This is a genomic window from Rhodococcus sp. LMD, assembly GCF_056108245.1.
Window position 1 is genome coordinate 5,296,334 of the sequence record NZ_CM148557.1, and the last position, 25,578, is coordinate 5,321,911.

Below are 25,578 nucleotides of genomic sequence, written 5' to 3' on the forward strand. Positions count from 1 at the left end.
ATGGGACTGATCTCGGCCATCCTCACGCTGCCGCTGGCACCGGTCAAAGGCGTGCTCTGGCTCGGCGAAGTCATCCAGGACCAGGTCGAGCAGAAGATGCACGACCCCGCGACCATCCGGAAGGAACTCGAGGAGATCGACGAGGCGGCGGCGGCCGGTCACTTGTCGGAGGACGAGAAGGAGGAGGCACAGCAGGCGGTCCTGGACCGCATGATCCGGCCGGGCGGCGGCACGACACCCGCCGCGAGGGGGGAGTGAGAACCCGTGAGCGCCAAGGCGACGCCTGAGGATCCCGGCGACGGCCACGACGAGGAAGCGGGCGAGCCGCCGGCCCTGACGGCAGGTGAGGCCGCCGCGACCGCGATCGAGCACCTCGTGCAGCTGACCTCGAAGGAGCCGCAGGGCGCCACGTCGGTGGAACCGGCCGATCACGGCTGGACGGTGGAGGTCGAGGTGCTCGAGGACCGGCGCATCCCGTCGTCGGCGGACATGCTGGCCCTCTACGAGGTGGAGATCGACCTGGACGGCAACCTGCTGGCCTACCGCCGGACCAAGCGGTACGGCCGCGGCAGCAGTGACATCGGCGAAAGGGACCGGCGATGACGGTGGTGGGGGGCAGTTCGTCGCCGCAACCGTACGGGGGTGGCCATCAGTCGACGAACCTCGGCGACATCCTCGAGCGGGTGCTCGACAAGGGGCTGGTGATCGCCGGGGACATCCAGGTGAACCTGCTCGACATCGAGTTGCTCACGATCAAGCTGCGGCTGGTGATCGCGTCGCTCGAGACGGCGAAGGCGGTGGGCATCGACTGGTGGGAGTCGGATCCGTGGCTCAGCAGCAAGGCCCGCAATCGCGAACTCGATCGGGAGGACGACAAGCTGGAACTCGAGAACCGGCGGCTGCGCGAGCGGATCGCCGAACTCGAGTCCGGGCAGGGCCGCCGCGAGGCCGTCGAGAGCGCTCGTGTGGAAGAGGAGGATCGTGACTGACGGAACCGGAGTGTGGCTGTACGCCGTGACGGACGACCGGCTCGCCGAGGGGGATCTCGGCGGGCTGGCCGGCGTCGCCGGCGAGTCGGTGCGCGCCGTGGGATCCGGGGGGCTCACGGCCGTCGTGGGTTCGGTGCCGCTCGCGGTGTTCGGGGAGGAGCCGCTGAAACGCAATCTCGAGGACCTGTCGTGGCTCGAGGCGACGGCCCGGGCGCACGACGCGGTCGTCTCGACCGTCGCCCAGCGCGGTCCGGCGGTCCCGTTGCGCCTGGCGACCGTCTACCTCGACGACGCCCGTGTGCGCGACCTCCTCGACGAGCGGCAGGCCGACTTCGAGTCGGCGCTGACCCTCGTGACGGGTCGCACCGAATGGGGTGTCAAGGCGTACGGCGACCGGCAGGCCCTCGCCGACGCGGTCGCGGAAGCGCAGATCGCAGGCAGCGCCAAGGGTTCGGGAACGGCGTATCTGCTCCGACGCCGCGCGCAGCTGGCCGCGCAGGAGTCCGTCGAACGCGACGCCGCGGCCCGCGCCGACGAGATCCACTCCCGGTTGCTGCGGCAGGCCGCCGCCGGTCGGCGGCAGCCCGCGACGGATCCGGCGCTGAGCGGCCGCCGGGACTGGATGGTGCTCAACGGCACCTATCTGGTGGACGACGACCGCGCGGACGAGTTCGCGAGGGCCGTCGAGGAACTCCGCAAGGAGTATCGCGGGATCCGGCTCGAGCTGACCGGGCCGTGGCCGCCGTATTCGTTCGCCGGCGTCGAACGGGACACGGCATGAAGCACGTCGACCCCTCCGTGGACGGCGAGCGTCGCATCGCCCTGATCGATCTGCTGGACCGGGTGCTCGCCGGCGGCGTCGTCATCACGGGCGACATCAAGCTTTCGATCGCGGACGTCGACATGGTGCAGATCTCGCTGCGGGCGCTCATCTCCTCCGTCAGCACGCTGTCGGTCACGGCGATCGAGCCACCCGTCCCGCGGGACGCCCTGGAGCCTCCGGTCGATGACTGAATTCGAGGGCATCCCACCGCGTATCGACGCCGATCCCGAGTCGGTCGAGCGCGGACTGGTCACGCTCGTGCTCACCCTCGTGGAGTTGCTGCGGCAACTGATGGAACGGCAGGCGTTGCGGCGCGTGGACGAGGGCGACCTGAGCGACGAGCAGATCGAGCGCATCGGCACCACCCTCATGCTGCTCGAGGAGCGCATGGGGGAGTTGCGCGACCACTTCGGGCTCACCCCCGAGGATCTCAACATCGACCTCGGACCGCTGGGGACGCTGCTGCCCCGGGAGTGAGCCCGTGTCGTCACATGCCGGCGACCTCGATGCGGTCGTAGTCCGCGACGGACCCGGCAAGCACCCGCACGTGGTCCTCCATGGTGCCGAGCGTGTGCTCGATCGCGGTCAGCCGGCTCACGTAGTGGCCCACCGGGTATTCGGCGGTGATCCCGATACCGCCGTGCATCTGGATCGCCTCCTGCCCGAGCTTCCGGGCCGACCGGCCCACCTGCAGCTTCGCCCGCGACGCGATCGTCGGGTCGACGATGCCGTCGGCGAGGGCCATGGTGGCGTACAGGCTCATGCTCGACGCCAGTTCGAGCAGGACGTACATGTCGGCCGCTCGATGGGTCAGCGCCTGGAAACGGGCGAGGGGGGCGCCGAACTGCTTGCGCTGCTTCAGGTAATCGGTGGTCAGGCGGAGCGTCTCGGACAGCGCACCGACGGCCTCCGCGCACAGCGCGGCCTGCGCCCGCACCTGGGCGGCGGTGATCGCCGCGGTGACGTCCGCGGCCTCACCGAGCGGCACGGCGGCCGCCGAGTCGAGGACGAGCTGCGCGGCGCGGCGCTCGTCGTGGGTGCGGTACGGGGTGCGGGTGACGCCGGCCGCGTCGGCGTCGACGAGGAACAGCCCGACCCCACCCTCCGGCAGCCGCGCCGAGACCACGAACGTCTCGGCGCAGTCCCCGTGCAGCACAGGGTTCTTGCGGCCGGTCAGGGTCCAGCCGCCGCTGTGGGCGGCGCTCGTGGCGACCTCGACTGCCGGCCAGCGGCTGCCCGGCTCGTCGTGGGCGAACGCGAGCAACAGCGCGCCCTCCGAGAGGCGCGGCAGGAGGTCCGTGCGCTGCGCGTCGGTGCCGACCTCGGCGACGAGGCCGCCCGGCAGGAACACCGCGTTCAGGAGCGGTTCGGGGGCCAGTGCCCGGCCGATCTCGCCCATCACGGCCATGATCTCCACCGGTCCGGCACCCATTCCGCCGTGCTCCTCGGCGAACGGCAGGCCGAGCACGCCGAGCTCGGCGAGCTGGCGCCACACGTCGGTGCTCCAGCCGCGGTCGGTATCGGCGACCTTGTTACGGGTCTCGGTGTCGTAGGTGCCCGAGAGCACGTCCCGGACCGTCTTGCGGAGCAGGTCCTGTTCGGTATCGAGTTCGAAGTTCATGACAGTGGCTCACAATCCGAGGATCGAGGAGGCAATGATCGAGCGCTGCACCTCGCTCGATCCGCCGTAGATGGACACCTTGCGGTAGTTCAGGTAGGTCGGGGCGGTGCGCTGCGCCCACTCCGGCGAGTCGATACCCTCCGCGCCGACCGGCAGCGAGTCGGGTCCGGCGATGTCGGTGAGCAGTTCGGTGACCGCCTGCTGCAGCTCCGAGCCGCGCAGCTTGAGCAGCGACGACGCCGGATTGGGCTTGCCGTCGGCGGAACCGGCGACCACCCGCAGCTGGGTGAGTTCGAGTGTGAGGAGCTCGTTCTCGATCTCGGCGAGGCGCGCGGCGAACAGCGGATCGTCGAGCAAGGTGCCGGATCCGGCACGGGTCCGTGCGGCGAGCTGCTTGGCGCGGGCGAGCCGGACCTTGGTGGCCCCGACGCGGGCGATACCGGTGCGTTCGTTGCCGAGCAGGAACTTCGCGTAGCTCCAGCCCGCGTTCTCCTCGCCGACCAGGTTCTCGGCGGGGACGCGCACGTTCTCGAAGAAGACCTCGTTGACCTCGTAGCTGCCGTCGACGAGCTTGATCGGACGGACGGTCAGGCCGGGGGTGTTCATGTCGATGAGCAGCATCGAGATGCCGGCCTGCTTCTTCGGCGCATCCGGGTCGGTGCGCACCAGGCAGAAGATCCAGTCGGCGTGCTGGGCGAGGGTGGTCCACGTCTTCTGGCCGTTGACGATGTAGTCGTCGCCGTCGCGCACGGCGCGGGTCTTGAGGGAAGCGAGGTCGGAGCCGGCCTCGGGCTCCGAGAATCCCTGACACCACCAGATGTCGAGGTTCGCGGTGGCGGGCAGGAAGCGCTCCTTGAGCTCCTGCGACCCGAAGTGCGCGATCACGGGTCCGATCATGGATGCGTTGAACGGCAGCGGATCGGGCACGGAGGCGAGCTGCATCTCGTCGAGCCAGATGTGGCGCTGGACGGGGGTCCAGTCCTTGCCACCCCACTCGACCGGCCAGTTCGGCACCGCCAATCCCTTGGCGTTGAGGATCTGCTGGCTCCGGACGACCTCGTCGCGTTCCAGGTGCCGGCCGGCCGCGACTTTCTCGCGGATCTCGGCGGGGAACTCGGTGGTGAAGAACGTGCGCAGTTCGTCGCGGAACGCGAGCTCTTCGTCGGTGAGCTTCAGGTTCATGGGGGCCTTCCGTCACGGTTGTGCCTGTGCGAGCGCAACACCGGCGACGACCGATCCCCGCGCCGCGCTGCCTGATTCGCCGGGACGAGGGGGTGGTTCGCTCTGGTGCTGCCTACTCCCCGACTGTAACCTGACAGTGTTAGGTTGTCCAGGTCCCGGATTCGACGAGGAGGGAGCATCGATGGCCCGGCCCCGCACCCCGCTTCTCAGCCGCCCGCTCATCCGCGAGACCGCGCTGCGCCTCGTCGACGAGCACGGCCTCGACGAACTGTCCATGCGCAAGATCGCCGCGGAGCTCAGCGTCCGCGCCCCGTCGCTCTACAGCCACTACGCGAACAAGGACGAACTGCTCGACGACATCGCCGACCGGATCGGGGAGTCCGTCGACGTCGGCGGGTTCGACACCGACGACTGGCTCGACGCGCTGCGGCGCTGGGCGAGGTCCTACCGCGCCGCCCTCGCCGAGCACCCGAACCTCGTCCCCTTCCTCGCACGCAGCCCCGGCCGGCGAGAGCTCGCCCTCGACCACGCCAATGCCGTGCACGGCGGTCTCACCCGTTGCGGCTGGCCCCCGCGCACCGCAACCCTGATCGGCGCGTCGATCAAGTACCTCGTCGTCGGCTCGGCCATCGCCTCGTTCTCCGGGGGCTTCCTGGACGATCTCACCATCTACCGGGAACGCTATCCGCATCTGTCCCAGGCACACCGGCTGCGCGAACATGCGGACGAGATCGACCGCGACGGATTCGAGCTGGCGCTCGAGTCGTTCCTGCAGGGCCTGGCACAGCGGTTCGCGAGCCTCACCGGCGCGGACCGCTGAGCGGTCTCAGGTACGGCGCAACCGCACGAACCGCAGCTGCCGGCCCGCCGCCCGATAGTCGGCCTCGCTGCCGTCGACCTCGAACCCCATCGCCGCGCACAACCGCGGCGCGACCTTCGGGTGCCGGCGCCCGTACCGCGCCATGAACTCCGCGGCGTCGTCGGGCGGCAGGAACTCGGCGGTGACCGCCAGCTTCTCGCGCCCCGACTCGATCCGCGCCGCGGGGTGCGCCCGCAGGTTGCGGTACCAGTCGGTCTGCTTCCCGAAGCCGACGGCCACGACGAATCCGCCGGACGTGTCCTCGTGGTTCACCACCTCGAGCACCGTCTGCCGGGGCACGCCGCTGCGCCGGCCGACATGGTGCAGCAGCAGGAATCTGCGACCCAGCACTCGCCCCAGCCCGATCCGGTAGAGGTGGATCGGAGCACGCAGGAATCGGCGGCGCAGCCCGGTCGGTGGTGCGGCAGGTTCGGTGAGGCGCATTCCTTCACTGTGCGCCCGAGCCGTCGGCCGCACCACCGGAACGCGGCCGCGGATCGGCTGCGAGACCCGCGCGACGGCCCTACCGTTGACCCATGCACCGTCCCATACGCATCGGTCTCCAACTCCAGCCCCAGCACCAGCCCGACTACGGGAAGATCCGCGACACCGTGCTCCGCGCCGAGGACGCGGGCGCCGACATCGTCTTCAACTGGGACCACTTCTATCCCCTCTCCGGGGACCCGGACGGCGCCCACTTCGAATGCTGGACGATGCTCGGGGCCTGGGCGGAACAGACCGAGCGCGTCGAGATCGGGGCGCTCGTCACCGGCGGCGGCTACCGCAATCCCGATCTGCTCGCCGACATGGCCCGCACCGTCGACCACATCAGCGGCGGCCGGCTCATCCTCGGCATCGGCGCCGGCTGGTTCGAGAAGGACTACGACGAGTACGGCTACGACTTCGGCACCAAGGGTTCCCGGCTGAAACTGCTCGGCGAATACCTGCCCCGGATCACCGCGCGGCTCGCGAAGCTCAACCCCCAGCCGACCCGGCACATCCCGCTGCTCATCGGCGGCGGCGGACCCCGCAAGACCATCCCCCTGGTGGCGCAGTACGCCGACATCTGGCACAGCTTCGGCGACCTCGACACCCACAGGGAGAAGGCCGGGATCCTCGCCGCGCGCTGCGCCGACGTCGGCCGTTCGCCGAACCAGATCGAACGGTCCGTGCCGTGGCGCGGTACCGGGAACGCGGCCCCGCTGGTCGAGGCCGGCGTCACCCTGTTCACCGTGGGAGTGAGCGGACCCGACTACGACCTGACGGACCTCGTCGAGGCGATCGGGTGGCGGGACGAGAACTCCGCGCCGCCGCTCTCCGGCCTGGCCTGACAGCGGGCTCGGGCCGCCGGGGACGCGGCAACCGGAGTGCAGGGTTCCCGGCTACCCGCGAGCCCACCGTTGCGCCGAACCAGTCACTCTGTTTACTGTAGTTGAAACCACGGACGGTCGAACCCAGGCGGTGAGCGGCGTGAACCCTGCGGGCGTGTGGATCGCCGGTGGATACCAATCCGACTTCGCGCGGAACCTGACCAGGGAAAATCGGAACCTTGCGGACCTCGTCGCCGAGACGGTGACGGAAACGCTGCACGACGCCCGCATCGACGCCGCCGACGTCGGGGTGATCCACGTCGGCAACGCCTTCGGACAGCTCTACACCGGTCAGGGACACCTCGGCGGCATGCCGGCCTCCGTGCTGCCCGAACTGTGGGGGATCCCGGCTACCCGGCACGAGGGGGCCTGCGCATCCGGCTCACTCGCCGTGCTCGCCGCGACGGCCGATCTCGAGGCCGGGCGCTACGACTGTGCCCTCGTGCTCGGCGTCGAACTCGAACGGTGCGTCCCCGGCGACGCCGGCACCCGGGTCATGGACGCCGCGGCCTGGGTCGGACAGGAAGGTGCCGAGGCGAAGTACATGTGGCCGTATATGTTCGACAGGATCGCCGACGAGTACGACCGCCGCTACGGCCTCGACGACGAGCACCTGCGGGCGATCGCGGAACTGAACATCCGCAACGCGCGCGCCAATCCGAATGCGCAGACCCGCAACCGGACCTACGGACCCGGGAGCTTCGGCCCGGACGACACCGCCAATCCGGTGGTCGAAGGACGCCTCCGCAGGACCGACTGCAGTCCGTTGACGGACGGGGCCGCAGGCGTGGTGCTGCTGAGCAACCGCTATCTGAGCCGGCACCCCCGCACCGTCGACGACATGACCCGCATCCTCGGCTGGGGCCACCGCACGGTCGGACTGTCCTTGTCCGGCAAACTCACCCGCGACGACGACGATCCCCTCGTCATGCCGCACGTGCGCGCCACGATCGTCGACGCGTTCGAGCGGAGCGGCATCGGCGGCGTCCGCGACCTCGACCTGATCGAAACCCACGACTGCTTCACGGTCGGCGAATACCTGGCCGTCGACCACTTCGGGATCACCGCCCCCGGCCGGAGCTGGCAGGCGATCGAGAACGGCGACCTCGAGATCGGTGGCCGCATCCCCGTGAACCCCAGCGGCGGGCTTCTCGGCGGCGGGCATCCGGTCGGCGCCACCGGAGTCCGGATGCTGCTCGACTGCCACCGCCAGATCACCGGGCGCGCCGGCGACTACCAGGTGCCCGGCGCCGCCCGAGCCGCGACCCTGAATATCGGCGGAAGTACCACCACCACGGTCGCTTTCGTCGTCGGCTGAAAGGACTTCCATGGAACTCGAGATCCTGGGACGGGTGCTGTCCACCCTGCCCGCGGACGACGACCACCCGTACCGCACCGGTCCGTGGCGTCCGCAGCACACCGAGCGTCGCGCCGACGACCTCGAGGTGGTCGGCGACCTGCCGGCCGACCTGGACGGCGTGTACCTGCGTAACACCGAGAACCCGGCGCACCCCGCACTCGAAGGTCTCTACCATCCGTTCGACGGTGACGGCATGGTGCACGTCGTCGGCTTCCGGGACGGAAAGGCCTTCTACCGAAACAGATTCGTGAGGACCGACGGTTTCCTGGCCGAGCAGGAGGCCGGCGGCCCGCTGTGGGCGGGCATCGCCGAACGGCCCCAGAACTCGATCCGCCGGGACGGCTGGGGCGCCCGCGGCCACTTGAAGGACGCCTCCAGCACGGACGTCACCGTGCATCGCGGCGTCGCCCTGACCAGTTTCTGGCAGTGCGGGGACCTCTACCGCCTCGACCCGACCACCCTCGAGACCCTGGGCAAGGCGACGTGGGACGGCCGATTCCCCTCCGACTGGGGCGTTTCCGCCCATCCGAAGGCCGACGCCCGCACCGGCGAGTTGCTGTTCTTCAACTACGGCACCGACGCCCCGTACCTGCACTACGGCGTGGTCGACGCCGAGGACCGGCTGGCGCACTACGTCGACATCCCCCTGCCCGGCCCGCGCCTGCCTCACGACATGGCATTCACCGAGAACTACGCGATCCTCAACGACTGTCCCCTGTTCTGGATCCCGGAGTCCCTCGCGCACGGCAAGTACGTGCCGCGCTACCACCCCGACCTGCCGATGCGGCTCGGCGTCCTACCCCGGCGCGGCCGCCCGGACCAGATCGTCTGGTTCGACGCCGACCCGACCTACGTGCTGCACTGGACCAACGCCTACGAGGACGGCGACGAGATCGTGCTCGAGGGATTCCATCAGGAGACGCCGGAACCGCCGGACGACGGCACCGGAACGCTCTACCGGCGGCTGTTCCGTTCGCTGGCGCTCGACCGCATGGGCACCCACCTGCATCGCTGGCGGTTGAACCTGCGCACCGGTTCGCTCACCGAGGAGCGGCTGTCCGAGTCCGTCACCGAGTTCGGGATGATCAATCCGCATCACGGCGGCATCCGTCACCGCTACACCTACGCCGCGACGGGGGTGCCGGGCTGGTTCCTCTTCGACGGGCTCGTCAAACACGACGTGCAGACCGGAGCAGAGGAGCACTACTCGTTCGGCGAGGGCGTCTTCGGCAGCGAGACGGTGATGGCGCCCCGCACCGGGTCCGCGGGCGAGGACGACGGCTACCTGATCACGATCACCACCGACATGAACCGGGACCGGTCCGAATGCCTGGTCTTCGACGCACGGCGACCGGCGGACGGCCCGCTCGCGCGGATCGGGCTGCCCGAACGGGTCTCGAGCGGCACCCACTCGACGTGGGCGGCGGGTTCGGACCTGCCGGGGTGGCGGGACGCGGACCGGGCCGGCGACGTCCTGAACCTATGATCATGTGTCGATGGCAGGTTCCGGCACGGTCACCGAACTCGAGCCGGGCGGTGACAACGCGATCGCGGTCACCCTCGGCATCCTCGGCGACGAATGGAACCTGTGGATCCTGCGGTACGCGTTGCAGGGCGACCGCCGCTACCGGGACTGGATCGAGCGGGGGGAGATCTCCAACGCGGTGCTGACCGCGCGGCTGACCCGCCTCACCGACGCGGAACTCTTCGAGCGGGTGCAATACCAGGCGCGGCCGGCCCGGCACGAGTACCGATTGACGGCACGCGGCCACGGCGTGTGGCCGGTCCTGCTCACCATGTGGGCGTGGGAGCAGCAGTGGGCGCCCGACCACAGGGGCCGGCTCCCGGCCCGCCGGCACACGGGCTGCGCCGCCCGGTTCACCCCGGTCCTCGTGTGCGGCCACTGCGACCGTCCCGTCGGCGCACCCGACGTCGAGGCGCAGCTCGGCCCCAGCGGGCAGTGGTCGCGGAGCGTGCCCGCGGCGACCGGGCGCCGCCGGTCCGGCCGCGCTCGCTCGCCCGAGATCCTGCCGCACACGATGGAACTGCTCGGCGACCGGTGGTCGGCGGCACTGCTCGGGGCGGCGTTCCTCGGCGCCACCCGCTACGGGCAGTTCGCCGAGCGCATGGGTGCGCCGCCGGCGGTGGTGGCCGGCCGGCTCCGGCGCTTCACCGAACTCGGCGTGCTCGAGGAACTGCCCAATCCCGCCCGCCCGGCATGGGTGACCTATCACCTGACCGACAAGGGGCGCGCGTTCTTCCCCGTCGTCGCCTGCATGATCGACTGGGGGCTGCGCTGGTTCCGCGCACCGGAGGGACCCGCGATCGTCCTGTGTCACCGCGAGTGCGACCACACCTTCACCCCTGTCCTGACGTGCAGTCACTGCGGGGAGCGGCTGCGGGCCTCCACGGTCTCGATCGAGCCGTCCGGCGGTTGACCCGCCCGTCCGGCGGCTCGATTCGGATTAGGCTCCCACCATGCCCGAATCCGTGATCGCGAAACGGAGCACCGTCGCGGCGCTGCTCCTGGCGGTGCTCCTGGCGCTGACTGCGACGGCCTGCTCGTCGGGGGGTGATCGACCGTCTGCTCCCCAGGATCTGTGTTCCCCGCCCGGAGTCGGCTCGGCGTCCGCGGCGCCGGCGAACCTGGACACGTCGGCCGCCGCCGCGGAGGACCGGTACACGACGCCGGACGTGGTGTCCCTGGACTCGGTCGACGTCGCGGGGCTGAACCTCGTCACCCCCGGCGTGCTCACCGTCGGCACGCTCTCCGACGCGCCACCGAGCATCTGCGTGAACTCGAGCGGCGAGTTCACGGGCTACGACAACGAACTGCTGAAGGCTGTCGCGGAGAAGCTCGGGCTGCGTGTGCAGTTCGTGGGCACCGAGTTCGCAGGCCTGCTCGCCCAGGTGGCCGGCCGGCGCTTCGACGTCGGCTCGTCGTCGATCACCACCACCGACGAACGGCGCCAGTTGGTCGGCTTCACCAACGGCTACGACTTCGGGTACTTCTCGCTGGTCGTGCAGAACGGCAGCCCGATCCGCGGGTTCGGCGACCTGAACGCCGCCACGCGCATCGGGGTCGTGCAGGGCACCGTGCAGGACGACTACGTCGTCAACACCCTCGGCCTCGATCCGGTGAAGTTCCCGGACTACAACACCGCCTACGCGAACCTGAAGACCGGCCAGATCGACGCGTGGGTGGCGCCGTCGCAGCAGGCCGAGGGCGCCATCGCCCCCGGCGATCCCACGTCGATCGTGCAGAACACCTTCAGCCTCAACAACTTCGTCGGCTGGGCCGTCGCGAGGGAGAACCAGCCGCTGATCGACGCCCTGAACTCCGGGCTCGACGCGGTGATCGCCGACGGCACCTGGGCCGAGCTGTACACCCGATGGGTGCCCCGGGAACTGCCCGAGGGCTGGAAGCCCGGCAGCAGGGCCGCGCCGGAACCGGACCTACCGGACTTCGCGGCGCTGGCCGCCGAGAACGCCGGCGAGGAACCGGGAGCGACGGCACCGAAGTCCACGCTCGAGCAGCTGCGCGAGACGTTCTTCTCCTGGGAGCTGTACCGGCACGCCTTCCCCGATCTGTTGAAGACCGGGTTGCCCAACACCCTGATCCTCGCCGTCACGTCGGGCGTCGCCGGGACGATCCTCGGGATGTTGCTCGCCATGGCCGGGATCTCCCGCACCCGCTGGCTGCGCTGGCCCGCCCGCGTCTACACCGACATCTTCCGGGGGCTGCCCGCCGTCGTGATCATCCTCCTCGTCGGCCTCGGTGCCGGACCGGTGGTGCAGGGCCTGACGGGCAACAACCCGTACTGGCTCGGCGCCGCCGCCCTGGCGCTGCTCGCGGCCGCCTACATCGGGGAGATCTTCCGATCGGGCATCCAGTCGGTCGAACCGGGGCAGATGGAGGCTGCCCGCGCCCTGGGCTTCAGCTACCGCCGGGCGCTGACGCTGGTGGTGATCCCCCAGGGGGTGCGGCGCGTGCTGCCCGCGCTGATGAACCAGTTCATCTCGCTCATCAAGGACTCGTCGCTCATCTACTTCCTCGGCCTGCTGGCCACCCAGCGGGAACTGTTCGCCGTCGGCCGCGACCTGAACGCCCAGACCGGCAATCTCTCCCCGCTCGTCGCGGCGGGCCTGTTCTACCTGATCCTCACGGTGCCGTTGACGCACCTCGTGAACTACATCGACCACCGCCTGCGCACCGGCCGGCCCGAGGCCACCCTCGACCCGCTCGAACAGGAACTCGTCGTGGAGAGGGGCTGACCGATGCCGACCACCGTCCCCGAGAGTGTGTCCCTCACCGGGACCGGGCTGCACCTGGCCTTCGGAACCAACCGGGTGCTGCGCGGAGTCGACATCCACGTCGACGCCGGGAAGACCGTCACCGTGGTCGGCCCGTCCGGTTCGGGCAAGTCGACCCTGCTGCGCGTGCTCAACCGGCTGCACGAACCCGACGCCGGCGACATCCTCCTCGACGACCGCTCGGTGCTGAAGGACAACCCCGACGAGCTGCGGCAGCGGATCGGGATGGTGTTCCAGCACTTCAACCTCTTCCCGCACAAGACGGTGGCCGAGAACATCGCGCTCGGCCCCCACAAGCTCAAGGGGCTGTCGAAGGAACGGGCCCGCGCGCTCGCCCTCGAACAGCTCGACCTGGTCGGGCTGAAACACAAGGCCGACTCCCGTCCCGGCAACCTGTCCGGCGGGCAGCAGCAGCGCGTCGCGATCGCCCGCGCCCTCGCGATGGCCCCGCAGGTGATGTTCTTCGACGAGGCCACCTCGGCGCTCGATCCGGAACTCGTCAAGGGGGTGCTCGCCCTCATGGCCGACCTCGCCTCGGGCGGCATGACGATGGTGGTCGTCACCCACGAGATGGGCTTCGCCCGCTCGGTGTCGGACACCGTGGTGTTCATGGACCACGGCGCGGTAGTCGAGACCGGCCCACCCGAGGAACTGTTCGACGCCCCGAAAACCGAGCGCCTGCAACAGTTCCTGTCGCAGGTCCTGTAGGCCGCTCCGCGGCCGGTGTGTCCTTTGGGCGGCTGGGGCAGCCCAAAGGGCACACCGGACGTTCACCTCGTCTTTCCCTTCGCCTGGTTTCGGTCTCCTACGGTGCCCGCGTTGAACCGATTCGACGAGGGAGTACCTGTGAGTCCGAAGCCCCTGCCGCTGATCGTCACGCACGACGGCAAATCGTCACGCGCCGCCGTCACCTGCCGCTACAAGTGCGGCAACGCGTGTTCCCACGCCGTGCCCAACACCTCCGGGGGCGAGTACTTCGGTGACGTCGTGCGCACCGCCATGAGCCGGCGCGGCGTGCTGCGCGGCGGCGCGATGGCGGTGCTCGCGGTCGGTGCGGGCGGTGTGCTCGCCGCGTGTGCCGACGACGCGGGCAGCACCGGCGGCGCCACGACGTCGGGCCCGGCGGACCTCGGCCCCGCGCCCACCGGCACCGACTTCACCGCCGTCGTCCCGAACACCGACGACGTCGTGACCGTTCCCGAGGGCTACGACCAGTCCGTCGTCATCCGGTGGGGTGACCCGGTGCTGCCGGATGCGCCCGCCTTCGACATCGGCAACCAGACCGCGGCCGCGCAGGAGAAGCAGTTCGGCTACAACAACGACTTCGCGGGGCTGCTGCCCGTCGACGGCGTGCCGAACACCTACCTGCTGGTGGTCAACCACGAGTACACGTCCGAGCCCTTCATGTTCGCCGGCTACGATCCCGACAACCCCACCGAGGAGCAGGTGCGCATCGGATGGGCCAATCACGGGCTGTCCGTCGTGCAGGTCAAGGGTGAGGCCGGATCCGGTCGTCTCACACCCGAATTCGGCCCGCACAACCGGCGTATCACCGGTCTGACCGAGTTCGTTCTCACCGGTCCCGCCGCGGGCAGCGACCTGGTCAAGACCGCCGCCGACCCGACCGGCACCCGCGTGCTCGGCACCCTGAACAACTGCGCCGGCGGTCTCACCCCGTGGGGCACGGTGCTCTCCGGCGAGGAGAACTTCAACCAGTACTTCGCCAACGCCGAGAACGTCACCGACCCCGTCGCCGCCGAGCGACTGGCACGCTACGGCCTCGAGGGCGGCGCGTCGGAACGCCTGTGGGAGCGCTTCGACCCGCGTTTCGACATCGTCGCCACCCCCAACGAGGTCAACCGGTTCGGGTGGGTCGTCGAGGTGAACCCGTGGGACGCGACGTCCGTGCCGGTCAAGCACACCGCCCTCGGACGGTTCAAGCACGAGGCCGCGACGATCCACGTCACGGGCGACGGCACCGTCGTCTCCTACAGCGGCGACGACGAACGCTTCGACTACATGTACAAGTTCGTCTCCTCCCGCAAGATGCAGCCCGGCACGTCGCAGGCGGCGATGCGGCACAACATGACGCTGCTCGACGCCGGCACCCTGTACGTGGCCAAGCTGACCGGTGAATCACCGGACGAGATCGACGGCAGCGGCGCGCTTCCCGCTTCCGGCACGTTCACCGGCACGGGAGAGTGGATTCCCCTGCTGCGCACCGCCGAGGACGGCCGCGGCGAGTCCCTGGTCGACGGCATGACCGCCGAGGAGGTCGCGGTGTTCACCCGTCTGGCCGGGGACAAGGTCGGGGCCACCAAGATGGACCGGCCGGAGGACTTCGAGCCGAACCCCGTCACCGGCAAGGTCTACGTCGCGTTGACCAACAACACCAAGCGCGGCGAGGACGGCAAGGCCGCCGCCGACGTCGCGAACCCCCGCAACAACAACAAGAACGGGCAGGTGCTCGAGATCGACGACGACCACGCCGGCACGTCGTTCACGTGGAGCCTGCTGCTGGTCTGCGGCGATCCGGAGGCCGCCGACACGTACTTCGGTGGTTTCGACAAGGCGCAGGTCAGCCCGATCTCGTGCCCGGACAATCTCGCCTTCGATCCGCACGGCAACCTGTGGATCTCCACCGACGGCAACGCCCTGAAGTCCAACGACGGACTGTTCAGCGTCGCGCTCGACGGCCCGCGCCGCGGGGAGACCAAGCAGTTCCTCACCGTGCCCGTCGGTGCGGAGACGTGCGGACCGATCGTGCAGGAGAACCGCGTCGTCGTGTGTGTGCAGCACCCGGGCGAGACCGACGACGCCACGTGGGACGCCCCGTCGTCGCACTGGCCCGACGGCGGCACCTCGCAGCCGCGCCCGGCCGTCGTCGCGGCCTGGAAGTCCGACGGCCTGATCGGCGCCTGACCCCGTGCGCGCTTCTGGTAGCAGCCGCTACCAGAAGCGCGCACGGGTGCCGTCAGGCGCCCAGGCGGCGGGCGAGGTCGATCAGGTCGTCGGCGATCACGTCCCAGTCCTGTTCCGCGCGCAGGTCCGTGGTCTGGGCCGGGCCGTGCTCGGTGGGTCGCGCGAAGAACGCGGTCCTCAGGCCGCAGGACCGCGCGGCCGCCAGGTCCTCGTTGTGGGCGGCGCACATGCACACCTCGCCCGGCTCCAGGCCCAGGATGTCGGCCGTGCGCAGATACGCCTCGGGCATGGGCTTGTAGGCTCGCGCGACCTCGGCACCGAGGACGGCGTCCCAGGGCAGGCCCGCCCGTTTGGCGATGTCCACCATCATGCCGATGTTGCCGTTCGACAACGGGGCGACGACGAAACGCTGCTTCAGCCGGGTCAGTCCCTCGACGGCGTCGGGCCAGGGATCGAGCCGGTGCCAGGCGAGATTGAGCCGATCGAGATCGGTCCCCGGCACGGCGGCCGGATCGATGCCGACCGTACGCAGCGCCGCGTCCAGGTTCTCTCGGTGCAGCACGTCCAGCCGCACGAACGGCCGGGTGCCCGCTCGCACCGCCTGCATCGCCGGCTGGTAGCGAGCCCGCCAGGCGTCGGCGAAGACGACCGGGTCGATCGACTCGTCGTAGCGGGCCAGCAGGGGCGCCGCCTCCCGCGCGATGCTGGTGCGCCAGTCCACCACCGTGCCGAACACGTCGAAGACCAGTGCCTTCACCCCGGAGATGCTCATACGCCGCATCCTCCCAGCACCGCCGGGCCGGTGCACGTCAACCAGCACCGCCGGGCCGGTGCACGTCATCCAGCACCGCCGGGCCGGTGCGCGTCAGCGCAGCACCGCCGCCCCGAGGAACTCGCACGCCTGCAGCGCCAGCGCGATGTCCAGCTTGTCGTGCACCGCGGGTGCCCCGGTCGGGTCGCCGAGCGCCTTGTTGATCCGGTACTTGACGGTGTTGCGGTGCAGGTTCAGCCGTTCGGCGGTGTGCAGGTGGCTCTCACCGGTGGCGAAGTAGGTGCCGAGGGTGACCCGCAGCATCGCGGCCTGTTCGGTGTCGTCGGCGAGCGGACCGAGGATCTCGCCCACCCATGCCCGCGCGGCGTCGAGGTTGCGGGCGAGCAGCGACACCACCGCGACGCCCCGATCCCCGAAGCCGACGACCCGCCGGGTGCACGTGGTCTGCGCCACCGCAATCGAATACGCGGCCTCGGCCTGCTCGTGCGAGCGCCGGAAGCCGGCCAGGCCGGAACCGGGCAGGCCCACCGCGAGACGGCCGGCCGGATGGGAGCGCACGACGGCGTCGAGCGCCGCCGTGTCGATCACCGGCCGGCGCCGATCGAACGGAAGCCACGCCCACACCGTGCGCCGGTCGATGGCGGTGAGGATCGGCGGGGCGTCCGACCCGAGATGCACCGCCACCGCACGCACCAGCCGGTCCAGCGGATTGATGGCACCGTCCGCGGATTCGACTGTGGTCCAGGCGATCACCCCGACGTGACAGCGGTCGAGCCGGTACCGGGTCTCCGCCTCGAACGCCGCGGCGTCGGTCTCGGATCCGTCGACGAGGCCGTGGATCAGGGCGGAGTGCACGTTGCCGCGCACGGCCGACCACCGGCGACGTTCCTTCTCGTACGCGTCGAACACGTACAGGGTGATCCAGTCGATGTACCGGTAGACCACCGCGGAGATGTACTCGACGACGTCGAGGGTCACCTGCGGCGGCAGGTTCATCGACCGCACCTCGTCGAAGCACAGCCGCATGAGGTCGTTCTGCCCCATGTGGTACGCCCGGACGAGGGAGTGCGACGGCACGTCGCGCTGCGCGAGACGGAGCGCGTATTCCACTGCCGCCGTCGTGGGTTGGAGGTGGTCGGCAGGGATCTCGTTGGTGAGCACGTGGATGATCGTCGCGATGTTGCCGTGCACGCTCGCCTCGAGGAGTTCGACGAGTTGCGGATCCTCGTCGAGGTGGGCGATCTCGCGCGCCATCATCGCGGTCATGGAACGGCTGATCTCCCGTTGGCGGGCGTCGAAGCGGCGCGCGACCTCGGCGACGACGCGCCGGACGTCGTCGACGGCCGACGGTGCACCCGTCGACCGCCCCGAGACCACCGGCTCAGCCACGGCCCGTGCTCCGCAGGTGCCGCAGCGCCGACTCGGCGGCGTTGTAACCGCACATTCCGTGCGCGCCCGCCCCGGGCGGGGTGGAAGCCGAGCACAGGTAGACACCCGGAACCCCGGTGCTGTAGGGGTCCAGTGCAATTCGTGGCCGGAAGACCACCTGCAGGTCGGCGTTGGCACCGCCGACGATGTCCCCGCCGATCTGGTTGGGGTTCTGCCGCGCGAGGTCGGCCGGTGCCGTCGTCGAGGTCGCGACGACGCGGTCCCGGAACCCCGGGGCGAACCGCTCGATCTGCGCGACGATCGCGTCCGTCGCGTCACCGGTGTAGCCGGCCGGGACGTGGGCGTAGGCGTACACCGGGTTCAGGCCGCCCGCCGAGCGGGTCGGGTCGGCGACGTACTGCTGACCGAGCAGCACGAACGGCTTCGCCGGCATGCGGCCCGTCGCGACGTCGCGTTCGGCCCGGGCGATCTCGGCGAACTCGCCGCCGAGGTGGACGGTCCCGGCCCGCCCGCAGTCCGGATCGGTCCAGGGGATCGGGCCGTCGATCGCGAAGTCGACCTTGAAGGCGCCGGGAGCGTGACGGAACTTGCGGTAGGACTTGGCGATCCGCGACGGCACCGCGTCACCGAGGATGTCGAGGGCGGCGCCGGGGGCGACGTCGAGGAGGACGACGTCCGCCGGCGGCAGGTCCGCCGCGCGACGGACCCGGACGCCGGTGTGCACCTTGCCACCGTGCTCGGCGAGCTGGGCGGTCAGTGCGCGCGCGATGGCCGCGGAGCCGCCCTCGGCCACCGGCCACCCGTAGCGGTGGCCCGCGGCGGTGATCATCAGCCCCACGGCGGACGTCGCCGGGCGGTCCAGCCGGTGGTAGGCGTGGGCGGCGACGCCGCCGAACAGGGCCCGTCCCTTCGGCGTGCGGAACCAGCGGGCCGCGGCCGTCGCGGGCAGCAGGGCCCGCGGCCCGAACCCCGCCAGCCGCAGCGGGTGGCGGGGGACGTTCAGCACCGGCCGCATCAGGTCCGCGGCGAGCGCGTCGAACCCGGATGCGAGGTCGGCGAACATCCGCCGCCACCGCGGCCCGTCCGCGCCGAGACCGGCCGCGGTGACGTCGAGGGAGCGGTGCAGCAGGGCGGCCTCACCCCCGTCGAGGGGGTGGGCGCAGTCGATCTCCGGCCACCGCCACCGCAGGCCGTACCGTTCGAGGCCGAGGGTCTGCAGGTAGGGGGAGCCGGCACCCATCGGATGGAAGGCCGAGCAGTGGTCGTGGACCAGGCCGGGGACGGTGAGCTCCCCGGAGCGGGTTCCGCCGCCGATCTCCTCGGCTGCCTCGAGGACCTGGACGTCCACGCCGCGACGGGCGAGGTGGACGGCGGCGGCGAGCCCGTTGGGCCCGCTGCCGACCACGACCGCCGTACTCACGCCTGCACCTCCAGCTGTTCGGCGTCTGTGCGGTCCATTGTCCACTGCACGTCGAACGGGATGGGTCCGTTGGGCAACCAGGGCTGCTCGGCGACGGCGTCGGCCACCCTGTAGGTGCCGCGTTCGATCACGCCGAGGGCCGCGTCGATCACCTTGTACTCCTGGGTGCCCCGGTGGATGGGCTGCGATTCGATCCACGCGACGACGAACTCGCCGGGGGCGAAGTTGCAGCGGCGCTGGATGGCGGCGATGAGGTGCTCGTTGTGCAGGTGACCGTCCCCGAAGTTGAAGGCGACGATCGAGTTGCAGGAGAACTCGGCCTCGCGCAGGTCGTAGGTGTCGATGTCGTCCCCGAGGTGCCGCATCATGAGGGAGAACAGTGCCCGGCCCTGGCTGTGCAGGGACCGCCAGCCGAGCAGCTGGTGCATCACCACGTCCGCGACGTCCTCGGGGTAGGTGGCGAGCAGCTGGGTGCGGGTGTTCTGCGCACCGCGGACGATGTGCCGATTCAGCTTCTCCTCCGCGCCCGGCGCGAACGCCCAGGTGGCGGACGCCCAGTTGCCGGCGTACTGCCGCATCGACGGCAGGAACGACACCAGGTCGGGACGCAGATTGCCCAGCACCGGGAAGAAGCACAACCCGGCGGTGATCCCCCCGGCCAGCCACAGCGACGACATGTCGGTCACGGCGTAACCGTCCCACGCGGGGAAGCCCCAGAACAGGAAGACCGTGGCGTAGGCGAACAGCAGATTCCATTCCAGCGGCACCGCGAGCGGGAAGGTCGACGCGATGAAGAAGTGGAACGCCACCATCAGCAGCACGGCGAGCAGCGTGAGGGTGCGGTTCGTGGAGAACAGCAGCACGAGCGGCGTGGCGATCTCGACGAGGGTGCCCAGGACGTGCCCGACGCCGCCGGCCAGCACGGACGGGCGCAGATCGTTCGGGAAGCTGCGGTAGTGCGCGCGCTTGATCGTCCTGGACAGCATCCACGGCGTGTTGCTGATCATCGGCGGGATCACCATCGAGAAGTGGTGACCGAACTTCGAGACGCCGGCGCCGACCCAGACGGTGACGATGAGCAGCTTGAGGGCGACGATCATGTCGACGAACGGCAGGAAGGTGAAGAACACCAGCGCGGGCAGGTACTGCTCGCTGCGCGCCGCAATGAAGATCACCTTGTCGCGCAGGCCGATCAGGACGAGCAGCACGACGATCGGTGCCACCACCGCGGGCCGGACCAGTCCGGCGTTGTCGGCGATCACCGCGTCGACCGAGGCGGTGTGGACACCCGGAAGAACGATGGCGGCAAGAAGATTGACGAGCAGGACGGCGTAGAGCGCGACGTCGCCGGCGGTGCGGCGGTCACCGGCCGTGCCCGGCACCTTGCCCGGCCACGGTGGGAGCCGGATCGTGTCCGGCTTCAGCCAGGAATGGAATCCGCCGGTCATCGGCTTGAAGTGCCCGGCGAGCGGGCCCCACGAGCCGCCGACGCCGAGCGCCTCCACCAGCACCGTCCACAGGATCAGCTTCTGGTAGACGATCGGCTGGTTCCACCACGACGCCACGTCGAGCCAGGGCAGGCCCGAGGTCAGCGTCGCGAGGGCGGTGCCGGCGCCGACGTAGAGGACCAGCAGCTTGAGGATGTAGACGGTGTGCACCATCTTCGGGTGCCGAATCCGTGGTCGACCCAGTGGGTCGACATGGCCCGCAGCCGATCCCGGAACGGGAGCTGACGGAAGGTGGCGGGATCCACTTCCGGGAAGTGGCCGGTCTTGAAACCCATGGGAATTCGCCTTTCGGGTAGGGGCGGCCGCCCCACCGGCCCGGGGCCGGCGAGTCGGAGCGTGTGGTGTCTCGGGGAGCGGTCAGGCGTGCACGGGAGCCCCGTGGCTGCGCCGCAGACCGGGCTTGTCGATCTTGCCGACGGGGTTGCGCGGCAGGTAGTCGACGACGTGTACCTCGGCGGGCACCTTGACCCTCGTCAGCCGCTCGGCGACGTGGGTGAGCAGTTCGGCCCCGGTGACGGTCCGGCCGGGGCAGGTCACGACGTACGCGACGGGGACCTCGCCGTACACCTCGTGCGGCGCGCCGATCACGGCGGACTCGAGGACCGCGGGGTGGGTGGCGAGTGCGTTCTCGATCTCCTTGGGGTACAGGTTCTCCCCGCCGCGGATGATCATGTCCTTGATGCGGTCGACGAGGGTGAGGTAGCCGTCCTCGTCGAGCCGGCCGACGTCGCCGGTGTGCAACCAGCCGTCGACGACGGTGCGGGCGGTCTCCTCGGGCCGGCCGAGATAGCCGCGCATCACGTTGGGGCCCTTGATGAGCACCTCGCCGGTGGCGCCGGGCGGCAGGTGCCGGCCGTCGGGTCCAACGACGGCGATCTGCTGACCGGGCAGCGCGGGGCCGACCGTGCCGAGCTTGCGGGGGCCGTCGACCGGGTTGCACGCCGACGCGCAGGTGCCCTCGGTGAGCCCGTAGCCCTCGACGACGACGAGCCCGAAGCGCTGCTCGACGCGGTCGAGGAGTTCCTTCGAGATCGGGGCCGCGCCGCAGATCGCGAAGCGCAGCGACGAGGTGTCCACCGGGGTGTCCTGCGGCTGGGAGACCAGCAGGGCGTAGATGGTGGGCACGGCCGAGAAGTACGTCGGTCGCAGCCGGGCCACGTCGCCGAAGAAGCGGTCCGGGGAGAACCGGCCGGTGATGCTGAGCTGAGCACCGGCCAGCAGGGGCGCGAGGAAGCTGACCGCGATCGCGTTGACGTGGAACAGCGGCAGGATCAGCAGGCAGTGGTCGGTCTCGGTCAGCCGCAGGTGCGTGCGGAAGGAGTCCGCCATGAACTGCAGGTTCGCGTGCGTGAGCTGCACGCCCTTCGGCCGGCCCGTGGAGCCGGAGGTGTAGATCAGCAGGGCGGTGTCGTCGGGTTCCGGGTCGGCGCCGGCCGCCCATCCGGCGGGAGCGGCGACGGCCATGTCGTCCACGTGGATCACCGGTCGGCCGCCCGACGGGGCGCCGGGACCGGCGTTCACGACGAGTGCGGCTCCGGCGTCGTCGATCTGGTACCCGGCCTCGCTCGCGGTGAACGCCGGATTGACGGGGGTGGCCGTCGCGCGCAGCCGCCACGCCGCCATGAGGGCGACGAGCAGTTCGGCCCGGTTGGGCAGCATCACCGCGACGACGTCACCCGCCGCGATGCCGTGCTGCTGGAGCTGCGCCGCGAAACCGTCGACTCTGCGGGCGAATTCGGCGTAGGTGAGCTGCCGGTTGTCGTCCCGCACGCAGGGCCGGTCCGATTCGCGGTGCCACACCAGGTATTCGATCGTCACTACCGTCGGTCCTCTCGTTTTCGGCTGACCACGACGGTAGTGACGGGGATCACGTCCCGGCTACGGCCTCGCGGGCTCGAGTTCCGGCCGGGTGTTGTCCTCCGAGCACAACACCGCGCCGCCGGCTGCGGAAGGCAGCCGGCGGCGCGGAACGGATCGTCAGGGGGCCGGATCGCCCGAGGCGGCGGGCTGCGGTGCCGCCTCGACGTGCATCGCCCGGGCCAGTGCCGCCTCCTCGGGCGCAGCGGTCCGTGCGGCACCACGCCGGCGCAGGTACCGGGTCTTGAGGTGGTACGCGGCGACGATGACGGCGAGCGCGATCAGCGACTGCACCAGTTCGGCGCGGGCGCCGGTGAACCACATGCCGACGAGGATCGCGACGATGACGGCCGTGACGACGACGGGCAGGACGGGGTAGAGCCACACCCGGAACTGCAGGATCTCGGGCGACGTGCGTTCCCAGCGGCGACGCAGCACCAGCTCCGACAGGCAGATCATGATGTACACGAACAGGCAGATCGCACCGGACGACGTGACCAGGTACAGGAAGATCGTGTCGGGCCAGACGTAGGCGGCGACGATGCACACGTATCCGACGAACGTGCACGACAGCACGCCCTTCAGCGGGACACCGCGGGAGTTGACGGCCGTCATCCAGGCGGGGGCGTCGCGGTGGGCACCGAGCACGAACAGCATGCGCGACGCGGTGTAGAGCCCCGAGTTCAGGCACGAGAGCACGGCGACCAGCACCACGAAGTTGAGGATCTCGGCCGCGCCGGGGATACCCAGGACCTCGAGGGCGGACACGAACGGGGATTCGCCGACGACGTAGCTGTCCCACGGCAGCATGGTGACGAGCAGGAACGTCGCGCCGACGAAGAACGCGAGGATCCGGAACACGACGGTGCTGGTGGCGCGGCGGATCGCCGCGGCCGGCTCCTTCGACTCCGCCGCGGCGATCGTGACCAGCTCGGCTCCCGTCATCGAGAAGATGACGGCGACCACTCCGACCAGGACGGGGGTGAAGCCGTTCGGCAGGAAACCGCCGTGGGCGGTCAGGTTGCCGAACGACAGGTCGGCCCCCGGCCAGGCGCCCAGCACGTAGAGGCCGGCCAGGACGAGGAACGCGATGATCACCGCGACCTTGATTCCGGCGAACCAGTACTCGGCCTCACCGAAGTTGCCGACCGACAACAGGTTCACCACGGTCATGATCAACAGCAGGCCGGCCGCCATGAGCCACAACGGAACACCGGGGAGCCAGCGGCCGAGCAGGGTGGCCCCGACCACGGCCTCGATTCCGACGACGACCACCCAGAAGTACCAGAACAGCCAGCCGGTGGCGAAGCCCGCCCAGTTGCCCATGGCGTCGCGGGCGTACTCGGTGAACGAGCCGGTGCAGGGCTTGGCGACGGCCATCTCCCCGAGCATGCGCATGACCAGGAAGACGATGAGTCCGCAGATCAGGCAGGTGAGGATCGCGCCGGGGCCGGCCTGGCCGATGATCGCGCTGATGCCCACGAAGAATCCCGCGCCGATCACCCCGCCCATGGACAGCATGGTGAGATGACGCCTCTTCAGCGCGTGACCCAGGGTGTCGGACCTTTCGGCCGGTGAATCGGTGTGCACGGCACTCCCTTCGAGACCTGGTGTGCGGCGCCGTGGGGTGCCGGTTCCGGCGTCCCGGCGGCGCTGTCGCTCGGATGGGAGAACCCTACGACCGCGATGTGACCCACGACATGTCCGTGATGTACACAATCGTGAGTCACACCCGCCGTCGGGGCGATTGTCCGTCGGATTCAGACCGGTTGCGCCTCGTCCGGCGCCGCCTCGGGTGCCTGCGACGTTTCGGGCTTCTGCGACGTTTCGGGTCCCTGCGGCGTTTCGGGTCCCTGCGGCGTTTCGGGTCCCTGCGCCGCCTCGGGTTCCGAGGGCGCACGATCCGTCGGGGTGAGCAGCACGTAGCTGCCCGCGGCCAGCAGCACCGTCACCACCGGGGCGAGCTGCGCCCACGTCGCGCTGACCTCCTGCACGGTGAGCACGATGCCCGCGACGGAGGAGAGCAGCCACGCCAGCGCGCCGCCGGACGCGGTGCGGGGCATGATGCGCCCCCGATCGCGCAGCACGTAGACCACCGCGATCGCCACCCACGCGGTGATGAGCACGCCCTGCCAGGCGAGGGCCTGCAGCAGGTATCCCAGCACGTCGGTGAGCATGAGCAGGTAGGCGAGCACGGCGGTGACCACCACCCACACCGCCCGGGGCACGTCGAGGCGCAGGGCCCGGTGGACGAACACCTGCAGGTTGGTGGAGGCGAGGTAGAAGTTGGCCGAGTTGATGCGGGTCTGGGACACGATGATCAGCAGCACCCCAGCGAAGCCGAGGGAGCCGACGACCGCCTCGACCACGCCGGTCTCGGTGCCGGCGATGTCCCAGGCGCCGAGGAGGTAGAGCCCGACGAGTCCGTTGACGCCGAAGGTCAGCGCGTAGAACACCCAGCCGAAGGTGACGGTGCCGTGGAAGCCGGCGTCGGCGCGGCGACCGAGCCGCGCGTAGTCGAAGGTGTACATCATCAGCACCCAGACGCCCATGTAGACGAGGTAGGCGGTGAGCCAGCCCGGAAGCGGACCCGAGGCCACCGTGGCGGTGAGCCACCCGGTGGGGTAACCCTGCTGCACGGTCGCAGCCACCACGACGGCGACCATGCCGACGAGGTAGAACGGCAGCAGGATCCCGTTGAGCTTGTCGAGCCATGCGGCCACGCCCCCGATCACCACCGGGATCATGTACACCGTGCACAGCAGGTACCACAGCCGGATGTCGCCGCCGAAGTACTCCTGCAGCGCCACCGCGACGATGGAGCCTTCGAAGACCCCGTAGTAGAGCGCGGTGGCCGCGAACAGCGCCGGGGCGAGCAGCGAGCCGACGGCGCCGAACATGCGCCGGGACAGCAGCTCGACGGACAGGCCGGTGTGGATCGCATAGCGGGAGAGCAGCAGATTGACGACGCCGAAGGTGGCGATGGAGGCGGCCATCCCGGCGAGGGTGGCCGGTACCCCGACCGCGCCGGCCGAGGCGACCGCGATGTAGAGCCAGAACATGGCGCTGAACATGGCCCACCAGGCCATCGTCAGCGACCAGCGGGACAGCCGGCCGGATTCGGGCACGCGATCGCGGTCCACGGGGGATTCGGGGGCGGAGTCGGTGAGGTGATCGGACATGGGGGTCGCC

At 70.3% G+C, this 25,578-nt stretch carries 23 protein-coding genes and 1 pseudogene; 14 read left to right on the forward strand and 10 right to left on the reverse strand.

Features of this window, described 5'->3' with window-relative positions; genetic code table 11:
- The 6 genes from ACWPQI_RS24330 to ACWPQI_RS24355 are packed head-to-tail and all read left to right on the forward strand — an operon-like array spanning nucleotide 1 to nucleotide 2,289.
- Nucleotides 1-258: a gas vesicle protein GvpG gene (locus ACWPQI_RS24330; protein WP_010596279.1), complete on the forward strand. Its 258-nt coding sequence runs from the start codon at nucleotides 1-3 to the stop codon at nucleotides 256-258.
- A 6-nt stretch (nucleotides 259-264) separates the two neighbouring features.
- Nucleotides 265-603, forward strand: coding sequence for a gas vesicle protein GvpO (locus tag ACWPQI_RS24335; protein ID WP_040272975.1), 339 nt, complete (start codon nucleotides 265-267; stop codon nucleotides 601-603).
- Entirely contained in the window at nucleotides 600-989 is a 390-nt protein-coding gene (locus tag ACWPQI_RS24340; RefSeq protein WP_040272977.1) for a gas vesicle protein, read from the forward strand. The genes ACWPQI_RS24335 and ACWPQI_RS24340 overlap by 4 nt, the downstream gene beginning before the upstream one ends.
- Complete coding sequence (locus ACWPQI_RS24345; RefSeq protein ID WP_048771246.1) at nucleotides 982-1,770, forward strand: GvpL/GvpF family gas vesicle protein; 789 nt, start codon at nucleotides 982-984, stop codon at nucleotides 1,768-1,770. The genes ACWPQI_RS24340 and ACWPQI_RS24345 overlap by 8 nt, the downstream gene beginning before the upstream one ends.
- Nucleotides 1,767-2,003, forward strand: coding sequence for a gas vesicle protein (locus tag ACWPQI_RS24350; RefSeq protein ID WP_010596284.1), 237 nt, complete (start codon nucleotides 1,767-1,769; stop codon nucleotides 2,001-2,003). Before ACWPQI_RS24345 ends, ACWPQI_RS24350 begins: the two co-directional genes overlap by 4 nt.
- The gene (locus ACWPQI_RS24355; RefSeq protein ID WP_003934962.1) at nucleotides 1,996-2,289 is read left to right on the forward strand and encodes a gas vesicle protein K; all 294 of its coding nucleotides are present in this window, start codon (nucleotides 1,996-1,998) and stop codon (nucleotides 2,287-2,289) included. Before ACWPQI_RS24350 ends, ACWPQI_RS24355 begins: the two co-directional genes overlap by 8 nt.
- Nucleotides 2,290-2,299: 10 nt before the next feature.
- On the opposite strand, the gene ACWPQI_RS24360 is transcribed toward ACWPQI_RS24355, so the two are convergent.
- Both ACWPQI_RS24360 and ACWPQI_RS24365 read right to left on the reverse strand, forming a co-directional pair.
- The gene (locus tag ACWPQI_RS24360) at nucleotides 2,300-3,433 is read right to left on the reverse strand and encodes an acyl-CoA dehydrogenase family protein (protein WP_474738544.1); all 1,134 of its coding nucleotides are present in this window, start codon (nucleotides 3,431-3,433) and stop codon (nucleotides 2,300-2,302) included.
- 9 nt (nucleotides 3,434-3,442) lie between these two features.
- On the reverse strand, nucleotides 3,443-4,615 hold the full coding sequence (locus ACWPQI_RS24365) for an acyl-CoA dehydrogenase family protein (protein ID WP_017681627.1): 1,173 nt from the start codon (nucleotides 4,613-4,615) through the stop codon (nucleotides 3,443-3,445).
- Between the two features lie 181 nt (nucleotides 4,616-4,796).
- On the opposite strand from ACWPQI_RS24365, the gene ACWPQI_RS24370 reads away from it, so the two are divergent.
- Nucleotides 4,797-5,435, forward strand: a complete 639-nt coding sequence (locus ACWPQI_RS24370; protein ID WP_119700215.1) for a TetR/AcrR family transcriptional regulator — start codon at nucleotides 4,797-4,799, stop codon at nucleotides 5,433-5,435.
- A gap of 6 nt (nucleotides 5,436-5,441) precedes the next feature.
- Here the strand turns inward: ACWPQI_RS24370 and ACWPQI_RS24375 are convergent, their stop codons facing one another.
- On the reverse strand, nucleotides 5,442-5,918 hold the full coding sequence (locus ACWPQI_RS24375; RefSeq protein WP_010596288.1) for a nitroreductase family deazaflavin-dependent oxidoreductase: 477 nt from the start codon (nucleotides 5,916-5,918) through the stop codon (nucleotides 5,442-5,444).
- A 92-nt stretch (nucleotides 5,919-6,010) separates the two neighbouring features.
- Between ACWPQI_RS24375 and ACWPQI_RS24380 the strand changes: the two genes are divergently transcribed.
- The 7 genes from ACWPQI_RS24380 to ACWPQI_RS24410 all read left to right on the forward strand — a co-directional run bounded on the left by ACWPQI_RS24380 (nucleotide 6,011) and on the right by ACWPQI_RS24410 (nucleotide 15,440).
- Nucleotides 6,011-6,805 carry an LLM class F420-dependent oxidoreductase gene (locus ACWPQI_RS24380; protein WP_017681625.1) on the forward strand — a complete coding sequence of 265 codons (795 nt, stop codon included), beginning with the start codon at nucleotides 6,011-6,013 and terminating at the stop codon, nucleotides 6,803-6,805.
- Between the two features lie 130 nt (nucleotides 6,806-6,935).
- Complete coding sequence (locus ACWPQI_RS24385; protein WP_082752479.1) at nucleotides 6,936-8,162, forward strand: acetyl-CoA acetyltransferase; 1,227 nt, start codon at nucleotides 6,936-6,938, stop codon at nucleotides 8,160-8,162.
- Nucleotides 8,163-8,172: 10 nt separating this feature from the next.
- Nucleotides 8,173-9,690: a carotenoid oxygenase family protein gene (locus ACWPQI_RS24390; RefSeq protein ID WP_474738545.1), complete on the forward strand. Its 1,518-nt coding sequence runs from the start codon at nucleotides 8,173-8,175 to the stop codon at nucleotides 9,688-9,690.
- Nucleotides 9,691-9,700: 10 nt separating this feature from the next.
- Nucleotides 9,701-10,642 carry a winged helix-turn-helix transcriptional regulator gene (locus tag ACWPQI_RS24395; protein WP_172603522.1) on the forward strand — a complete coding sequence of 314 codons (942 nt, stop codon included), beginning with the start codon at nucleotides 9,701-9,703 and terminating at the stop codon, nucleotides 10,640-10,642.
- Nucleotides 10,643-10,682: 40 nt separating this feature from the next.
- Complete coding sequence (locus tag ACWPQI_RS24400) at nucleotides 10,683-12,479, forward strand: ABC transporter substrate-binding protein/permease (protein WP_017681621.1); 1,797 nt, start codon at nucleotides 10,683-10,685, stop codon at nucleotides 12,477-12,479.
- A gap of 3 nt (nucleotides 12,480-12,482) precedes the next feature.
- Nucleotides 12,483-13,226, forward strand: a complete 744-nt coding sequence (locus tag ACWPQI_RS24405; RefSeq protein WP_010596296.1) for an amino acid ABC transporter ATP-binding protein — start codon at nucleotides 12,483-12,485, stop codon at nucleotides 13,224-13,226.
- 138 nt (nucleotides 13,227-13,364) lie between these two features.
- The gene (locus tag ACWPQI_RS24410; RefSeq protein WP_102031769.1) at nucleotides 13,365-15,440 is read left to right on the forward strand and encodes a PhoX family protein; all 2,076 of its coding nucleotides are present in this window, start codon (nucleotides 13,365-13,367) and stop codon (nucleotides 15,438-15,440) included.
- A gap of 52 nt (nucleotides 15,441-15,492) precedes the next feature.
- Here the strand turns inward: ACWPQI_RS24410 and ACWPQI_RS24415 are convergent, their stop codons facing one another.
- The 7 genes and pseudogenes from ACWPQI_RS24415 to ACWPQI_RS24445 form a co-directional block, all read right to left on the reverse strand.
- Nucleotides 15,493-16,212 carry a haloacid dehalogenase type II gene (locus ACWPQI_RS24415; RefSeq protein WP_059174492.1) on the reverse strand — a complete coding sequence of 240 codons (720 nt, stop codon included), beginning with the start codon at nucleotides 16,210-16,212 and terminating at the stop codon, nucleotides 15,493-15,495.
- Nucleotides 16,213-16,305: 93 nt separating this feature from the next.
- Nucleotides 16,306-17,601 carry a PucR family transcriptional regulator gene (locus tag ACWPQI_RS24420; protein WP_048771234.1) on the reverse strand — a complete coding sequence of 432 codons (1,296 nt, stop codon included), beginning with the start codon at nucleotides 17,599-17,601 and terminating at the stop codon, nucleotides 16,306-16,308.
- On the reverse strand, nucleotides 17,594-19,021 hold the full coding sequence (locus ACWPQI_RS24425; protein WP_017681618.1) for a phytoene desaturase family protein: 1,428 nt from the start codon (nucleotides 19,019-19,021) through the stop codon (nucleotides 17,594-17,596). The genes ACWPQI_RS24420 and ACWPQI_RS24425 overlap by 8 nt, the downstream gene beginning before the upstream one ends.
- A pseudogene (locus ACWPQI_RS24430) lies at nucleotides 19,018-20,804 on the reverse strand (DUF3556 domain-containing protein). The gene ACWPQI_RS24425 and the pseudogene ACWPQI_RS24430 overlap by 4 nt, the downstream one beginning before the upstream one ends.
- Before the next feature lie 82 nt (nucleotides 20,805-20,886).
- A complete protein-coding gene (locus ACWPQI_RS24435; protein WP_203011267.1) occupies nucleotides 20,887-22,347 on the reverse strand; it encodes a class I adenylate-forming enzyme family protein in 1,461 nt (486 codons plus the stop codon).
- Between the two features lie 159 nt (nucleotides 22,348-22,506).
- Nucleotides 22,507-23,976 carry an amino acid permease gene (locus ACWPQI_RS24440; RefSeq protein ID WP_061064879.1) on the reverse strand — a complete coding sequence of 490 codons (1,470 nt, stop codon included), beginning with the start codon at nucleotides 23,974-23,976 and terminating at the stop codon, nucleotides 22,507-22,509.
- A 170-nt stretch (nucleotides 23,977-24,146) separates the two neighbouring features.
- The gene (locus ACWPQI_RS24445) at nucleotides 24,147-25,568 is read right to left on the reverse strand and encodes a permease (protein ID WP_040273009.1); all 1,422 of its coding nucleotides are present in this window, start codon (nucleotides 25,566-25,568) and stop codon (nucleotides 24,147-24,149) included.
- Between the last annotated feature and the right edge of the window lie 10 nt (nucleotides 25,569-25,578).

What these genes read in the sequence shown, in the direction of transcription:
- ACWPQI_RS24330 (WP_010596279.1), top strand. Translation starts at nt 1, where the DNA reads ATGGGACTGATCTCGGCCATCCTCACGCTGCCGCTGGCACCGGTCAAA.
- ACWPQI_RS24340 (WP_040272977.1), top strand. Translation starts at nt 600, where the DNA reads ATGACGGTGGTGGGGGGCAGTTCGTCGCCGCAACCGTACGGGGGTGGC.
- ACWPQI_RS24350 (WP_010596284.1), top strand. Translation starts at nt 1,767, where the DNA reads ATGAAGCACGTCGACCCCTCCGTGGACGGCGAGCGTCGCATCGCCCTG.
- ACWPQI_RS24355 (WP_003934962.1), top strand. Translation starts at nt 1,996, where the DNA reads ATGACTGAATTCGAGGGCATCCCACCGCGTATCGACGCCGATCCCGAG.
- ACWPQI_RS24360 (WP_474738544.1), bottom strand. Translation starts at nt 3,433, where the DNA reads ATGAACTTCGAACTCGATACCGAACAGGACCTGCTCCGCAAGACGGTC.
- ACWPQI_RS24365 (WP_017681627.1), bottom strand. Translation starts at nt 4,615, where the DNA reads ATGAACCTGAAGCTCACCGACGAAGAGCTCGCGTTCCGCGACGAACTG.
- ACWPQI_RS24370 (WP_119700215.1), top strand. Translation starts at nt 4,797, where the DNA reads ATGGCCCGGCCCCGCACCCCGCTTCTCAGCCGCCCGCTCATCCGCGAG.
- ACWPQI_RS24375 (WP_010596288.1), bottom strand. Translation starts at nt 5,918, where the DNA reads ATGCGCCTCACCGAACCTGCCGCACCACCGACCGGGCTGCGCCGCCGA.
- ACWPQI_RS24380 (WP_017681625.1), top strand. Translation starts at nt 6,011, where the DNA reads ATGCACCGTCCCATACGCATCGGTCTCCAACTCCAGCCCCAGCACCAG.
- ACWPQI_RS24390 (WP_474738545.1), top strand. Translation starts at nt 8,173, where the DNA reads ATGGAACTCGAGATCCTGGGACGGGTGCTGTCCACCCTGCCCGCGGAC.
- ACWPQI_RS24395 (WP_172603522.1), top strand. Translation starts at nt 9,701, where the DNA reads ATGGCAGGTTCCGGCACGGTCACCGAACTCGAGCCGGGCGGTGACAAC.
- ACWPQI_RS24400 (WP_017681621.1), top strand. Translation starts at nt 10,683, where the DNA reads ATGCCCGAATCCGTGATCGCGAAACGGAGCACCGTCGCGGCGCTGCTC.
- ACWPQI_RS24405 (WP_010596296.1), top strand. Translation starts at nt 12,483, where the DNA reads ATGCCGACCACCGTCCCCGAGAGTGTGTCCCTCACCGGGACCGGGCTG.
- ACWPQI_RS24415 (WP_059174492.1), bottom strand. Translation starts at nt 16,212, where the DNA reads ATGAGCATCTCCGGGGTGAAGGCACTGGTCTTCGACGTGTTCGGCACG.
- ACWPQI_RS24445 (WP_040273009.1), bottom strand. Translation starts at nt 25,568, where the DNA reads ATGTCCGATCACCTCACCGACTCCGCCCCCGAATCCCCCGTGGACCGC.